The 13945-nt window shown below is 38.1% G+C and carries 12 protein-coding genes; 4 read left to right on the top strand and 8 right to left on the bottom strand.

The features are described 5' to 3' along the window. Positions 1–13 precede the first annotated feature (13 nt). Positions 14–616 (bottom strand): FMN-dependent NADH-azoreductase, encoded by a 603-nt coding sequence (locus tag QNI15_RS13400; protein WP_314032131.1) that lies wholly within the window; start codon positions 614–616, stop codon positions 14–16. 208 nt (positions 617–824) lie between these two features. On the opposite strand from QNI15_RS13400, the gene QNI15_RS13395 reads away from it, so the two are divergent. Next, the gene (locus QNI15_RS13395; protein ID WP_313992414.1) at positions 825–1193 is read left to right on the top strand and encodes a winged helix-turn-helix transcriptional regulator; all 369 of its coding nucleotides are present in this window, start codon (positions 825–827) and stop codon (positions 1191–1193) included. Positions 1194–1704: 511 nt separating this feature from the next. Here QNI15_RS13395 and QNI15_RS13390 read toward each other — a convergent pair. From QNI15_RS13390 to QNI15_RS13375, 4 genes are all read right to left on the bottom strand, one after another. Continuing rightward, the gene (locus tag QNI15_RS13390) at positions 1705–2544 is read right to left on the bottom strand and encodes a hypothetical protein (protein WP_314032129.1); all 840 of its coding nucleotides are present in this window, start codon (positions 2542–2544) and stop codon (positions 1705–1707) included. Between the two features lie 230 nt (positions 2545–2774). Further along, complete coding sequence (locus tag QNI15_RS13385; protein WP_314032127.1) at positions 2775–3836, bottom strand: acyltransferase family protein; 1062 nt, start codon at positions 3834–3836, stop codon at positions 2775–2777. A gap of 283 nt (positions 3837–4119) precedes the next feature. Further along, positions 4120–4257 (bottom strand): hypothetical protein, encoded by a 138-nt coding sequence (locus QNI15_RS13380; protein WP_314032126.1) that lies wholly within the window; start codon positions 4255–4257, stop codon positions 4120–4122. Between the two features lie 127 nt (positions 4258–4384). Further along, positions 4385–4567 (bottom strand): hypothetical protein, encoded by a 183-nt coding sequence (locus QNI15_RS13375; protein WP_314032124.1) that lies wholly within the window; start codon positions 4565–4567, stop codon positions 4385–4387. 212 nt (positions 4568–4779) lie between these two features. On the opposite strand from QNI15_RS13375, the gene QNI15_RS13370 reads away from it, so the two are divergent. The 3 genes from QNI15_RS13370 (at position 4780) to QNI15_RS13360 (ending at position 10224) form a co-directional block, all read left to right on the top strand. Further along, complete coding sequence (locus tag QNI15_RS13370; RefSeq protein ID WP_314032123.1) at positions 4780–5574, top strand: SDR family NAD(P)-dependent oxidoreductase; 795 nt, start codon at positions 4780–4782, stop codon at positions 5572–5574. Between the two features lie 11 nt (positions 5575–5585). Beyond that, on the top strand, positions 5586–6503 hold the full coding sequence (locus QNI15_RS13365; RefSeq protein ID WP_314003751.1) for a helix-turn-helix domain-containing protein: 918 nt from the start codon (positions 5586–5588) through the stop codon (positions 6501–6503). A 358-nt stretch (positions 6504–6861) separates the two neighbouring features. Next, the gene (locus QNI15_RS13360) at positions 6862–10224 is read left to right on the top strand and encodes a T9SS type A sorting domain-containing protein (protein WP_314032122.1); all 3363 of its coding nucleotides are present in this window, start codon (positions 6862–6864) and stop codon (positions 10222–10224) included. 130 nt (positions 10225–10354) lie between these two features. Here the strand turns inward: QNI15_RS13360 and QNI15_RS13355 are convergent, their stop codons facing one another. The 3 genes from QNI15_RS13355 to QNI15_RS13345 all read right to left on the bottom strand — a co-directional run bounded on the left by QNI15_RS13355 (position 10355) and on the right by QNI15_RS13345 (position 13753). Beyond that, complete coding sequence (locus QNI15_RS13355; protein ID WP_314032121.1) at positions 10355–11611, bottom strand: hypothetical protein; 1257 nt, start codon at positions 11609–11611, stop codon at positions 10355–10357. A 581-nt stretch (positions 11612–12192) separates the two neighbouring features. Next, on the bottom strand, positions 12193–13152 hold the full coding sequence (locus QNI15_RS13350) for an aldo/keto reductase (RefSeq protein WP_314003745.1): 960 nt from the start codon (positions 13150–13152) through the stop codon (positions 12193–12195). 130 nt (positions 13153–13282) lie between these two features. After that, the gene (locus tag QNI15_RS13345; RefSeq protein ID WP_314032120.1) at positions 13283–13753 is read right to left on the bottom strand and encodes a helix-turn-helix domain-containing protein; all 471 of its coding nucleotides are present in this window, start codon (positions 13751–13753) and stop codon (positions 13283–13285) included. Positions 13754–13945 lie beyond the last annotated feature (192 nt).

Genomic DNA, 13945 nt, shown 5'->3' with positions numbered 1-13945 from the left:
ACCATTGACCGCATTAATCAATATGAATGCTTGCGATCCCTTTTTCCATGGCATGTTCCATCACACCCGGAACTTTGAGACCTTCTGCCCGGAAAACTGTCAGGTCTGTCATGCCCAGAAACCCGAAGAAGGCTTTCAGGTATGGTGCTACAAAATCGTTGTTTTTACCCGGCCCTTCGGAATAAATGCCACCTGAAGACATCGCAACATATACCTTTTTGCCAGTGACCATACCAACAGGGCCATTTTCGGTATACCCAAAAGTAATTCCAGGCCGTGTGATATGGTCAATCCAGGATTTTAGGGATGTGTGAATGGTAAAGTTATAGAGTGGGGCACCAATGACAATAATGTCAGATGCCATTAACTGATTGACTGCCTCATTGGAAAATTGGATTAACTCTTTGTCTTCTGCTGTTAGCTTGTCTCCTGGACTAAATAAGGATTGCAAAGTAGCTGGACTTAAATGCGGAATATCCAGGTCAACCAGATTGACTTCTTTTACAGTACTACCTGGATACTTTTCAATGACCTTTTCGATAATGGCATTGCCCAGTTCCAAGCTGTGAGACTTATTGCCCTGAATACTTGAAATTAAATGAAGGATACGTTTCATAAAAATTTTGATTAAATGTTACCTACTTCTGCCAGACAAAAGCACTGATTTCTGATAGTACAACCAGTAAATTAAAATCAGCACGTGTTACCTAAGCAGCATATCTGTTTTGCAGTTGTGCAGACAAAAATAGTGGGAACAGCTATTCAAAGGATAGTACTTACCCAAAGGTAAGCGCTTACTTTCAGGAAAGTGCGTATCTTTGGGTATGGCAACGATGATCCAAAATACAATTCCTGGCAAAGAAGAATGTGCCGGTTCACTCAATAATATACTTGATGCTTTGTATGTCCTTAATGGCAAATGGAAGCTGGCTATTATCCTTAACTTGGTGCAATCCCCCAAGCGGTTCAACGAAATACAGAATGCCGTTACGGGTATATCTCCAAAGGTCTTAGCCGATGAACTGAAAGATCTGGAACTGAATGATTTTATTAAACGCAATGTATATCCAACCACACCAGTTACCATCGTTTATGAAGCAACCGATTACAGCAAGACCTTAAAAAATGTCTTGCGTGAACTAAGCGACTGGGGAGGCCAGCATCGGGAAAAGATCAAACAAAGCATGCGATAATAAATGGGTATTTTATTAATTTAACGTAAATTCTGGATTAGAAAAGCCATTTCATTTAATAGGTAAGTAACTGGTAATAAACATATTATCCTTTCATTATTTTCGATGTATTATTACATGGATAGAATCAAAAGAAGTTATTTTGTGCCTTTTCTAGCCCCAGACTCTATTATTTTCAAAGTATAAAGCATTTTTTACCCGTTCTCATCGGCGTACCTCTGATAATCAAATAGTTATCTTGCATGTAATCCAGAACTTACGTTAATTTAATACAACCCATTTATTTGAAGGACTAAATTACTAAACTGACTGGGGTTGATAATGGAAAGTTCGTTAAGATTTTTCCATAACGATTATTCATTCAATACAACATTTTTAATTTATCTCAATTAGAATAGAATTAGTCAGATGACTAACCCTATCCCCAATTTAGAAAAAACAACCAGATCTTTAACAGGATAATTCATACTCTGAGATATTCATTTACTAATCTAGTGATGCAAAAGTATTATTAAATAAGCAATGTCTTGCCTGCGATTTCAACTGCAATATCTATAATCTGGTAATCAATTATTTCTTTGCTAACATCCCATTTATTGGGATCTTCTGGAGGCTGGCCTCTCCAGTAGTATATTTGTGTGGAAGGTTCTTTTTTCGGTTTGGCAATATATTCTAAATTAGAAAACCCTGCCCACCGAAATGCCTGACGCAAGTATTCTACAAATGTTATGTCTATCCCATAATCAACCAAATCGCCATCTGCCACCATCTTATCAGATATAGTAATACCATAGTTTGTTTCACCATACCCATCAGCTTTAATACTTTCATCCGGAGAGAAAACAATATAATTTGTATCCTTTATAGAATCAAAGTTGGTATCATACCTTACCACCCATTCGATTATTTCTTCTATGGGATATAGATATAAAGGGTCTAATGAAAAATAGCTTTTCAAGTCCGGAAAGTGTCCCCGAAAATCAATGATATCAACCTTTTTATAAAGTTCTGCTAAGATAAGAGGATGAGCACCAAACGGCTCCAGCTTAGTAAGAAAATCGACAATAAGATCTATTTTATCGGTGTTTGACTTTCGAAAAAACACAGGTTTTCCATGATATTTCTCATAATAGTTAAATACACCTTGTGTATCAAACACATAGCCTTTTGCCAATAACTCTGTATAAATCAATTCCAGATTGTATACTATGCGGTCTACCATTGTATTTACTACCTGCAAAACGTCTTCTTGAAAAGGCGGCGTAAATACTCTTTCTTTCAAAGCAATTATTTCATTCCATACTTCAACAGTTTCACCTTGTAAGTATCTTATATGCAGATTATATTTCATGTGTTGGGTGGTTATTTACTAATGTTGTAACCTATATGGAAGATTCGGAAGAAAGATCCTGTTTTACTATATATGGTAGCATCTAATTGCTATTATACATTTGATTCATCCAAGTTATCAGATGGTCTTTATCTTTCTATTACAGAAAGAATAAATTCATTAAAAAATTCAAAAATCAGAGGAGCGTCAAATAAAAAAATACCAATATGTTGTTTATTAATGTCCTTCTCCTATACTATAAAATATGCTTGAACTTTCTTCGAAGATGAAGAAGCGAATAATTTCTTTATTCTCTTTCTAAAGGGCTCTTCTATATAGAATGTAATTAGACTGGCTACAAAAATAGTCACAGTCAAACATATGAAAGCCGCAATCCAAAAATTCAAGCCAATATTTTTTGTTAGATAGGGAATTAAAAGATTATAAGAAAGGTATTCGTGACATAAGTAAAGAGCATAAGAAATTGTCCCCAAATACAATGTTACTTTATTAACAATGAAGTTAAGTTTTTTATTAACAAAGAGAATAAAAAGCAAAAAGTAACACAATAAACAAACAATATACTCTATCTTTGAAATAAACACAGCACTATGTCCTATTATCGCATATAATTTTCTTTGTAGAAGAAAACAGATACACACCATCACATAGCGTCTAACATATGCAGTTCTCTCAGTCATAATCTTAAAAAATAATATTCCTGAAAAAAACAAAGGCCAGAAGTGGATTAGCGGATATACAAATACCACCATTTTATATAAAGTGGTATAATGATCCTCACAATAATCTAATACACATGCTAATATAATTCCTACTACACCCCAAATCTCAATATTCTTCAACTGTTTTGTTACAAATAACAGAAGAATCGTTAAGTAAAATACCATTTCTATGATCATTGTCCAGTAAGGACCATCAAGATTTGGCATTCTCAAATAGTATTGAAACATAGTCATGTTACCCAAATATCTCACCATAGAGAAAGCTCCTACCCCTTTTGTTGCATATATACTTGGAGATAAAGAAACTAAAATAGCAGTAAAACTAACACAACTCCAATAAGTAGGATATAATCGCGAAAACCTGTTTACAATAAATTCTTTGGCAGTCGAAATGTTATTAATACTCATAAAAATAACAAAGCCTGATATAAGAAAGAATAAATCTACTCCTGTCACGCCAAGTTTAAAACCTAATAATGCTTCGTCTCTATCTCTTGTAAAATGAAAAAAAACAACCAATATAGCTGCAATACCACGTAAAGAATCTAGTTCTGTATATCGTTTGATCATACCTCTTTATTTTATCTATTAAAAAGTGGCAAGATACAAGAAACGACTTTGATAAAACAAATCTATATACTAAATACACCATATGTAAATTTTGACGTATTGTCTATTTAGAATTTATTGCTAACAGCAATAAAAAACTACAACACAAAACCTTTGCAAGAATTAATATTTTTGTTATAGAGCATGTAGAAACCAGCAACTAAATAGAAAGGCTTTGGATATTATCACATGTATCCTGAAAACAAGAATAGGTACCTTTTAGGAATACTGAAGAAAGATTTTTTCAAGGTTTCTTATAGCTGGTAACCTGACCATTTACAGGTACATTAGCAAAATAGATCAAGGTAAACTTTCTTTCCAGAAACTTCCATTTTCCATCCTCTCTTGTCAGGATATCCTCATAAAAACCTGTTGCATTCATATCTTGTTCTGTTTCTTTCTCCTACCCAAACTCTGACATCAATGATCGGGTATGAGCTTCCTGTCTGTTTGTAAAGTTTATAACAATACGTGAGGTATTCTGGTTATGGATCAGAACCTCCATTTTTTCAACATTGTTGGGTAATGCTTCCTGTATATGAGCCAGGCCATTCCAGTGTAAATTTCATAGGATCATCGGCTATCCATTGCGCTTGTATAGAAAAGATGTCAGCTAATTCATTCAAGCTTCGTATATTAATAATATCATTGTATATGTCAATCAGTTCACGGGTCAGGATATGGATCTTCATTACCTAAAGCCATAGATTACTAGTTAGAGAAGTAAAAAAATCTGTTTTTAGAAAGATATTTTCTAGGCCTCCTTCATCAAAAATCCATACCCATACAGCAAAGTTTACTCAAACAACAATATCTCCATTTTAAACACAAGTATCCGTAATCCGGATAGATTTTTTATAAGAGACTTTCGGAATTTTGTCATGTACAAATACCTAACAGTCTCATGCAAGTAACATTATTAACAGGAGCCTCAAGCGGAATCGGAAAGGCTCTGGCACACCAACTGGCAGCTAAGAAACACAACTTGGTGTTAGTAGCCCGTAATGAACAGGCACTCAAACAACTTTGTGAAGAAATAACAGCTAAAAATGGCATTACAGCTCATTACATTGTGGCAGACCTGAGTAAATCCGATGCGGCCAACTTTGTGTATGCAGAAAGCAAAAAGAAAAACTTATTCGTAAATTTACTAATCAATAACGCAGGCATTGGTTCCAGTGGGGAGTTTGTACACAATAACTTACAATCCGAACTGGATATGCTGGAACTTAACAATGTCTCATTGGTAGCTTTATGCCGTTTGTTTCTGCCAGATATGGTGACGAACAAAAGCGGAGGAATTATTAATGTAGGATCGTTGGCTTCGTTTTTTCCAAGCCCTTACATGGCAGCCTATGCAGCCTCAAAGGCATTTGTGCGCTCATTTACCGAGGCTCTTACTGAAGAATGCAAACCCTATCATGTACAGGTAATGCTGTTTAGTCCAGGTTTTACAACAACCAATTTTATGAATACGCCAGCCAATAACAATAGTTGGGGTAAAACATTAACTGAAAATGCATACACACAAACAGCAGAACAGGTAGCAACCGAAATGATACAGGCGTGGGAAAAGAAGAAATCATTCCATGTTTCAGGACGTATCAATGCACTGACTATAAAACTAATAAGCCTGATACCCAATGCTACCATTGCCAGAACCTTTGCCAATACAAAAAGAAAGAAAATGAACCTGTAATGTAGTGTGTGATGAAAAAAGAGCCCATAGAAACCATACATATCGACAGTATAACCCAAAGCCATCAATTAATGAGGATAGACAAGCCGAAGCATCCCTTGTTCAGCATTGTCCGGTTCGAAGATATAGAGCAGCAAGCATTGGATTCCCGCTTACGTCTGATTTTTGGTTATTACCAAATCACCCTGAAAAGGAATTGTCCTGGCAAATTGCAATACGGACAAACCATGTATGACTTTGATGAAGGTGTAATGTCCTTTTTTGCTCCAAAACAGGTAAATATCCTGGAACCTGGAGAGGTTCTGGCAAGATCTGGGTGGTTGCTCAACATCCATCCGGATTTTTTACGAACCTATCCCCTGGCACAGAAAATAAAGGATTATGGCTTTTTTGAATATGCAGTTAATGAAGCACTGATACTTTCGGAAGAGGAAGAAAAATCTATTATAGCTATCTTTCATCAGATTGAAAGAGAATATACCTTACCTATAGACAATTTTAGCCAGGATGTAGTGATTTCTAACATCGAATTACTACTCACCTACTGCAATCGCTATTATAACAGACAGTTTATTGTCAGAAAGGCCACCAACCACACATTACTGGGAAAGTTTGAAAAGCTCCTGAACGAGTACTTTGACAATAAAATGACAGACAAAGGACTGCCTTCAGTCAAATATTTTGCAGATGCCATGAATATTTCTCCCAACTACCTGGGCGATATGCTCCGTCAACTAACGGGAAACAATGTACAGCAACATATCCACGAACGATTGATTGACAAAGCCAAAGAACTTCTCTCAACTACAGACTTCTCAGTGAATGAGATTGCTTATGAACTTGGTTTTGAATACCCACAATCATTTAGCAAGCTATTTAAAAACAAGACAAACCTCTCTCCTTCTGAATTTAGACAGACATTTCAGTAACACATATTCCTTATAGTATAGATTATCTGGTCTAGCCAGGCTATCCCTCCTTACTTAACACTATTTTTTCAAACAAATTCTAAGAAAGCTGATTTTAACGATACTTCAGCCTTGATTCGTTGTATACCTAACTAACTGAAAAGATAATACTTCCTCTAATCAGGTAGTTAAGTGCTTTTTCTGCTTACAAATGCATAGACAACTCCCCAAACAAGCAAGAAACTAAGACAACACCCACAAATACAATATATTATAATTTTATATCCAATATAGAACATATATAATATTATTATATATTTACACAACCATGTAGAACTATTATATATCAATTGATTACACAAAATGTACCATTTGTTTTATGATAAAATTCCTACAAAATACCTTTGCAAAGAAATCTGCAAAGAAGTTCATTTTTTTCTTTTTTTTTCTATACATCATTCAGCTTCCAGCCTGTTTACAGGCACAAACGCCTGGATTAATTGTTAAAGCCGCTAATGCAGCTGGACAAGCCGTCTTAGATCCCAATGGAGATGGATATATTTCGGCCAACAATGCAGGATTTTCAGCTAATGACCTTGGGGAAAGTGAAATTCCATTTAAGCCCTTAGCTGTTCCAGGTACTGAACCAACCTCCGATCTGGCTAACGGACCCAACTGTGGTTTTACAGATTTTGTAGATACGCCTGGTATTGATCCAATTGGCACTTATCTATCTGCGGCAAACAATCTTATGTTTCGCTTTCGCCTGGGTGGATATGCACCCAATTCCAAAGGATATAGTATCCTGATTGATACAGATAATAAGTTTGGGAACACAGGTCCCAATGCTGACCCTAATTATGTAAGTGGAAATCCGGGATTTGAAGTTGAGATTGAGTTGGTAACCAACTTTGGTGTCCGCCTGTATAATGCAGATGGGCTTGCCACTCCTACTCTTCTAACAACGCTCCCTTATGCCCAATATGCTCAGAAAGCAATTGCGATCACAACAAATTGCTCTAACCCGGATTATTTTTATGATTTTTATATTCCGTTTTCAGTTATTACAACCAACATTCCCAGCTTCACACCTTCTACCTCTGTTCGGATGGTTGCTAACACGGTTATCAGTACACAAAGTGCGCTGGCAGGGCCTATCTCAGATATAGGAGGTGTGGATGATAATGCGTATGGAGGAAATGCTGAGTCTATATGGTCTGCCGTGATTCAAGGAGCAGTACCTACTTCATTGAGTTCTATTGGGTCAGGGGGCTCGTTTCCGCCTCAGCGCTCTGTTGCACCTGTAGTAAATGGTCCCATTGCATCGGGTGCAACTGCTGTGTCAGGAACTTCCACAGAAGCCAATGGAACTGTTATCACAGTCTATGTAAATGGAGTCTCGGTAGGAACCACAACCGTGACAGCTGGCAGCTGGACTCTTTCCGGTTTAAGTGCACTAGCTTCCAATGCATCTGTGACAGCAGCAGCCACAGCTCCCGGCAAATCTATATCTTTACAATCATCCGCTGTTATTGTTGGTTCAACCTGTAGCAGCCCTCCTACTATCTCTTGTCAAAGCAACAAAGGTATTGGCGGAAATGGCCCGGTCGGAGCCCCTACAGGCACAACTATTCGTATTTATAAGTCTTCCGGATTATTTCAGACTCTTACTACAGATGCTTCAAATGCCTTCCTCTACAATTGTGCTGGTGGAACTTCAAACTGTACAGGTGGAGGTCCCAACTGTATGAATTCTGAAGGTTATTGGATTACAGCACAAGAAACAGGTAAATGTGAATCTGTTCCTGTTTTTGTTTGCGTTGGTTCAGCTACGGCTACAGCAACCCCATCTATAAGTACTACCCCAATTACCCCCTCTACTGCTTCTGTGAGTGGCACTTCTGCGGCCAGTGCTAAAGTGTATTTATACAGCAACGGCTATCAAATTGGATCAACCACTGCAACAATAGCAGGAACCTGGACAATCAGTGGTTTAACACCTGTATTAGGGCAATCTATTACAGCACAGGCAATTTCCACAAACCAATGTATATCTGCATCCTCCTCCTCAGTAACTGTTACCACTGGTACAGCCACAGTAGCTCCTGTGGTTAAAGGTCCAATTGCCGCAGGTGCTACCTCTGTATCAGGAACCTCTACTGAGGCAGCAGGAACTGTAATTACAGTTTATAAAAATGGAGTAAGTGTGGGCACAACTACTGTGTCAGCTACGGGAACATGGACCTTAACCGGATTATCTCCTGCCTTGGTGGCAACAAACATGCTTACCGCCACAGCACTGGCAAGTGGCAAAACAGTAAGCCCAATTTCTAATACAGTGACTGTACAGGCCAATACCACCTTGATTCCTACGATTACGGGCACTTACACAGAAGGAGGTACTTCTGTAAGTGGCACTTCTGGTTCACCAACAGGAACGATAATCAATGTATACATAGATGGTGTATTATTGGGCTCGACTGTGGTATTAGCTGGCGGAACCTGGACTTTGGCTGGATTAAGTGCAGCCAATTATGATTTATATGCAGGTGGAATTCTGACAGCTACAGCTACAGAACTTGGAAAAAACGAAGGCCCGGTATCTACTGGCGTTACAGTAAACTGTCAAGCACCTGTTGACAGAACCGTAACAGCCATTACCAATCAAATATGCTCCAGTACCAGTGCCCAGATACAAATAACAAACTCCGAATCAGGGGTTATTTATACACTTCGAAACGGCACAAACACTGCCAATCTAAGCACATCTCTTTTAGGCACAGGAGGTACCATTACCTTTAACTCTTTTACATTTACCTCTAATCAGACAATTCTGGTACAGGCCCTGAAAATTCCAATTACATCGTGTACAAATACCTTGTCAACATCTACGGCCATTACCGTTAATCCCAATCCTCCAACCAATAACACTGTAACTTTCTCTCCTTCTGTAACGCCTGGTAGTTCTGCCACTGTATCTGTTGGTAATACAACCAATGGCTTTATTTACCAGTTAAAAAAAGATGATGGTACCAATGCCAATGTCGGATCTCCGGTGACTTCAACGGTTAATGGATCAACTGTTAACTTATCAACGGGGGCATTGTCAAGTGCAGCCTCTTTGTTTGTAAATGTAACCGACGCCACTAAATCAACCAATTGTAGCAGCAGACTAAGTACCAATGTATATATAGCTTTGCCTGTTGATTTGATTGAATTCACAGCACAAAAAACACCACAGGGCAATCTGTTGCAATGGATAACTGCATCTGAAAAAAACAATGAATACTTTCAGATTGAACGCAGTCCGGATGGGAAGGTCTTTCAAGCGATTGGTAAGGTTGAGGGCACAGGAACCAGTCAGCAGCTAAATCATTATAACTTTTTGGATTCCTTACCTCTGACTGAAGTCAATTATTACCGCCTTAAACAAGTAGACTTCAATCACCAATATGAGTATAGCCGGATTGTAGTTGTTCAAAATCGAACAACCCCTTTTGTGATCTTATCTCCTAATCCTTGCACGGATGAACTAAAAATTCAATTCTATTTCAGTACTCAATCTAAAATAAGGATTAAAGTTCAAACTATACAAGGTATAGTATTAAAAAGCCAGGACTTTGTACTCACATCAGGCTCTTCAACTACACAAATTCCTATGAAAGATATTGCATCAGGAGTATATTTGATTCAGATACAAGATACTACATATCAGTATACTGAAAGAGTTGTGAAGTTGTAAATCAGCATTTCCGGATTGGAAAACACTTTCTCTGTATTCTGTTTGTATGATGAATATAAAGTCATATAGTTGCAATCATACAAACAGAATATAAGAGCAAGATACAAACCTTTCAGATAGTTAGACTATGCTATTCATTCCAAACAGCAACTTTCCGGAAAAATGCCCCTTTATCTGTCACTACACTGACTGTATACACTGCACTGCTGAAAGCCAGCGGTATATTTCTCTCTACATATGACGATTCTGCCAGTGCCTGGCTCTGATCGGAATAAATGATACGTCCTAAAAGATCAAACACTTGTATCTGGTTAATATTTCCAGCACCATAAATTTGTAATGCATAGCTGCCATTTCCATTAGAAACTATATGCAGACTGGCATTATCAGCAAAAATGCGGATAGTATTTACTTTCGAGTAAGAGGAGATATTGGTATCATCTACCTGACGTATACGATAATAGTGTGTACCATAAGAAGGCTTTGAATCCATGTATGAGTAGGTGTGTTTCTCTGTTGAGCTTCCAGCACCCATTACCTGCCCAATAGAGGTAAAATTTATTCCGTCTTCTGAATACTCGATCATAAAATAGGCGTTGTTTTCTTCACTGGCAGTTTCCCATTGCAAGACAACATATTTCTTTTCTTCATTATAGGTAGTGGTAAATGATAACCAGTCAACGGGCATCATCAGCATACAATTCTGATCATTGTTAAGAGGAACATCTCCATTACAAGTACCTGTACCACAGGTAGTAGGCTGATTCAAAACACATACAATCAGCGGTGCAATGATAGAACTATTCAAAAATCCATTGGAACCTGTAACACAACCGACAATAAGAAGTTTACCATTGCCTGCCGAGGCTATATTACCGTTGATAAAGTTATAATTTCCTTCAACGGTAAGTTGAGTGCCTGCTATGGTAATAGTAGATTGGTTATTAACAGTAAGATTACACTTAATAGTCGAATGTACAGTAAATAAAGCATCCGACTTATCAAAAACCACATTTGAGACATTTAATAAACCATTTGCTTCTAATCGCTGCCGCTGAGAGCCTGTACCGTCTCCAAATATTAATGTCTGAGCAGTAGAGCTTTCTTGCAGCGAAGCACCCGTATTAATAGTAATCGATCCATGCCTGGAACCAGCAGATAAAACTGCAAAATTCTGATCGAGGATGACATGTGAATCTATAATCACTGTACTTGTAGATGAAGGAGTTGTACTGCATCCACTTCCTGTAATAGTCCAGGTAGCTGGATCACTCCAGTTCCCTCCACCTGCCACAGAAGTATAGGTGCATTGGGCATAGACAGATAAGAATGGGCAAAACAATAGCAAAACGGAAACGCATTTCCGTAAACGAAAAGTGAATTGCATAAGGATTCTCAGATTTAACAAGCTGGTCTAAGCGTTAAAACAAGTATGGACTGACTGCAAACAAGTAAAATTGTACTTTATTTATTTGTAGCCAGGATCTTCATCTCTGTTGCGCAGTGATTTGTTTATCGTTTCTAACAAAGCAGATAAAAGTATTTGTCAGGAATGAAACAATTTCATGTGTATAACAGGCTAAAAGAGAATTACCCCTAAGAAAAAGGTAATTATTTTATACATCAGTATAATTTTTCCAGATAATCAATTAATTGCATTTTATCAGTTTAAGGTTTCATATATATTGGATATTTAGACAAGATAGTCGCTGAAATACACAAAAACACTGCAGATTATGGCTTACTAACTGAAATCTGTCATTGGTAAAACTTCATTATCTGCTATTACTTCAACTTCACAAGGGGATAATCTGTCTGTATAATGAAATACTAATCGGTTATATTACTATACACATTTTGCCATATAAAAACCAAAAACACATCATATTGCCGCGAGTTGTTTAGCAATATGATGTGTTTTTTAAAAATGGTTTTTCTGACACTTCGTCAATTTGAGATTTTGTCCCTTTAATATGGAACTACAACATTAACAGAGGTTAGGATCCGCCTGACTTCAGCTAAGTCTTCAGCTGACAATTTTACATCCACAGCTCCCAGGTTTTCGTCCAAACGGTGTAGTTTTGTCGTTCCAGGAATAGGAACCATTGATGGTTTCTGATGTAATACCCAAGCTAATGCCAACTGAGCAGGTGTGATTTCTTTCTTTTCAGCAAATGCAGTTAGTAATGTAACAAGTTGCTGGTTGTTTTTCCGGGTTTCTTCTGAAAAGTTCGGATGCCGGCTTCGGATATCGTTGCTATTAAATTGGGTACTGGCATCAATAGTACCAGTCAGATATCCATGACCCAGCGGACCATAAGGCACAAAGCCAATACCGAGCTCTTCTAAAGTTGGTAGAATTACATTTTCTACCCCACGTACCCAAAGCGAATAGGCACTTTGTAATGCTGTTACGGGTTGCACAGCATGGGCTCTGCGAATGCTGTCTGCATCTGCCTCGGACAAACCAAAGTATTTTACCTTACCTTCCTGAATCAGTTCTTTAACTGCACCTGCCACCTCTTCTATGGGTACATTGTGATCTACACGGTGCTGGTAATACAGATCAATCACATCCGTTTTCAGGCGTTTCAATGATCCTTCCACTACCTTGCGGATATGCTCCGGGCTACTGTTCATGCCTTTGTTTTCGTGGGTTTGGGGATCGAACTCGAATCCAAACTTTGTAGCAATGATTACCTGGTCTCGAAAGGGAGCCAGGGCTTCTCCTACCAATTCTTCATTAACATAAGGACCATACATTTCTGCGGTATCAAAAAAGTTGATTCCTTTTTCAATGGCATAGTGTATTAGCTTGATCATTTCGTTTCTGTCTACAACATTGCCATATCCAAAACTCATACCCATACAGCCCAGTCCTATAGCTGACACTTCCAGTCCGGCATTACCTAATTTACGTTTTTCCATTGTCTGATCGGTTGTTTTTACATTATTGATATGTCCTGAATTCTCATCTTCTACAATGAAAACCAGTGATACAAAAGTATAAACAACCTCTCTTGGCGAGGTAAACGATTCAAACGGAAAAGTATAAATTTCAAAACTGACGGGAGCGGTAGGCTTTTGGGATATTACCAGTCATCTTCTTGAAGAAATTGCTGAAGTAATTAGGATATTCAAATCCCAGCGCATAGGCAATCTCCGCTACACTCCAGTCTGTATGCTGCAGCAAGACTGTAGCCTCAGTGGTGACACGGTCTGCTATATGGGTAGTGGTTGATTTTCCGGTTTCTTCCTTGACAGCACGATTCAGGTAGTTTACATGTACAGCTAGCTGGTTCGCATAGTCCTGGGCAGTCTTTAGCATTAAGGGTGAAGTTATACTTTCTATAGGAAACTGTCGCTCCAGCAGATCCAGAAACTGATTAGTAATACGTGTAGAAGCATTTCGATAGTGGATAGAAAAATCCTCTGGTTGCATACGCAAAGCTTCATGCACAATCAGTTGGATATAATTACGTAGCAAATCAGCCTTGTATACATAATTGGTAGCCTGTTCGGCTATCATGCTTTCAAAGATTCCGGTAATTTTTACCCTCTGTTGTTCAGTAAGCCGAAAGGCAGGGTTTCCATCAGTGGTGGTCGGAAGAAATTCCGACCCCTTACGTTTTAAAGACTTTGTTGGGATCTCCACCCGCCAGTGTGATCATGATAGTGGTTATAAGTTCTCTGAGTTGTAAGACAACTCTTCTTTTTGCCG

Origin of the sequence: Xanthocytophaga flava (assembly GCF_030068545.1) — a bacterium.
GTDB lineage: Bacteria > Bacteroidota > Bacteroidia > Cytophagales > 172606-1 > Xanthocytophaga > Xanthocytophaga flava.
Note: the sequence above shows the minus strand (reverse complement) of the source record. Positions and strands in the feature narration are given on the sequence as shown.

Bases quoted from the DNA above. Each gene is read 5' to 3' on its own strand.
- QNI15_RS13400 (WP_314032131.1), bottom strand. From the start codon at position 616: ATGAAACGTATCCTTCATTTAATTTCAAGTATTCAGGGCAATAAGTCT.
- QNI15_RS13395 (WP_313992414.1), top strand. From the start codon at position 825: ATGGCAACGATGATCCAAAATACAATTCCTGGCAAAGAAGAATGTGCC.
- QNI15_RS13390 (WP_314032129.1), bottom strand. From the start codon at position 2,544: ATGAAATATAATCTGCATATAAGATACTTACAAGGTGAAACTGTTGAA.
- QNI15_RS13385 (WP_314032127.1), bottom strand. From the start codon at position 3,836: ATGATCAAACGATATACAGAACTAGATTCTTTACGTGGTATTGCAGCT.
- QNI15_RS13380 (WP_314032126.1), bottom strand. From the start codon at position 4,257: ATGAATGCAACAGGTTTTTATGAGGATATCCTGACAAGAGAGGATGGA.
- QNI15_RS13375 (WP_314032124.1), bottom strand. From the start codon at position 4,567: ATGAAGATCCATATCCTGACCCGTGAACTGATTGACATATACAATGAT.
- QNI15_RS13370 (WP_314032123.1), top strand. From the start codon at position 4,780: ATGCAAGTAACATTATTAACAGGAGCCTCAAGCGGAATCGGAAAGGCT.
- QNI15_RS13365 (WP_314003751.1), top strand. From the start codon at position 5,586: ATGAAAAAAGAGCCCATAGAAACCATACATATCGACAGTATAACCCAA.
- QNI15_RS13360 (WP_314032122.1), top strand. From the start codon at position 6,862: ATGATAAAATTCCTACAAAATACCTTTGCAAAGAAATCTGCAAAGAAG.
- QNI15_RS13355 (WP_314032121.1), bottom strand. From the start codon at position 11,611: ATGCAATTCACTTTTCGTTTACGGAAATGCGTTTCCGTTTTGCTATTG.
- QNI15_RS13350 (WP_314003745.1), bottom strand. From the start codon at position 13,152: ATGGAAAAACGTAAATTAGGTAATGCCGGACTGGAAGTGTCAGCTATA.
- QNI15_RS13345 (WP_314032120.1), bottom strand. From the start codon at position 13,753: ATGATAGCCGAACAGGCTACCAATTATGTATACAAGGCTGATTTGCTA.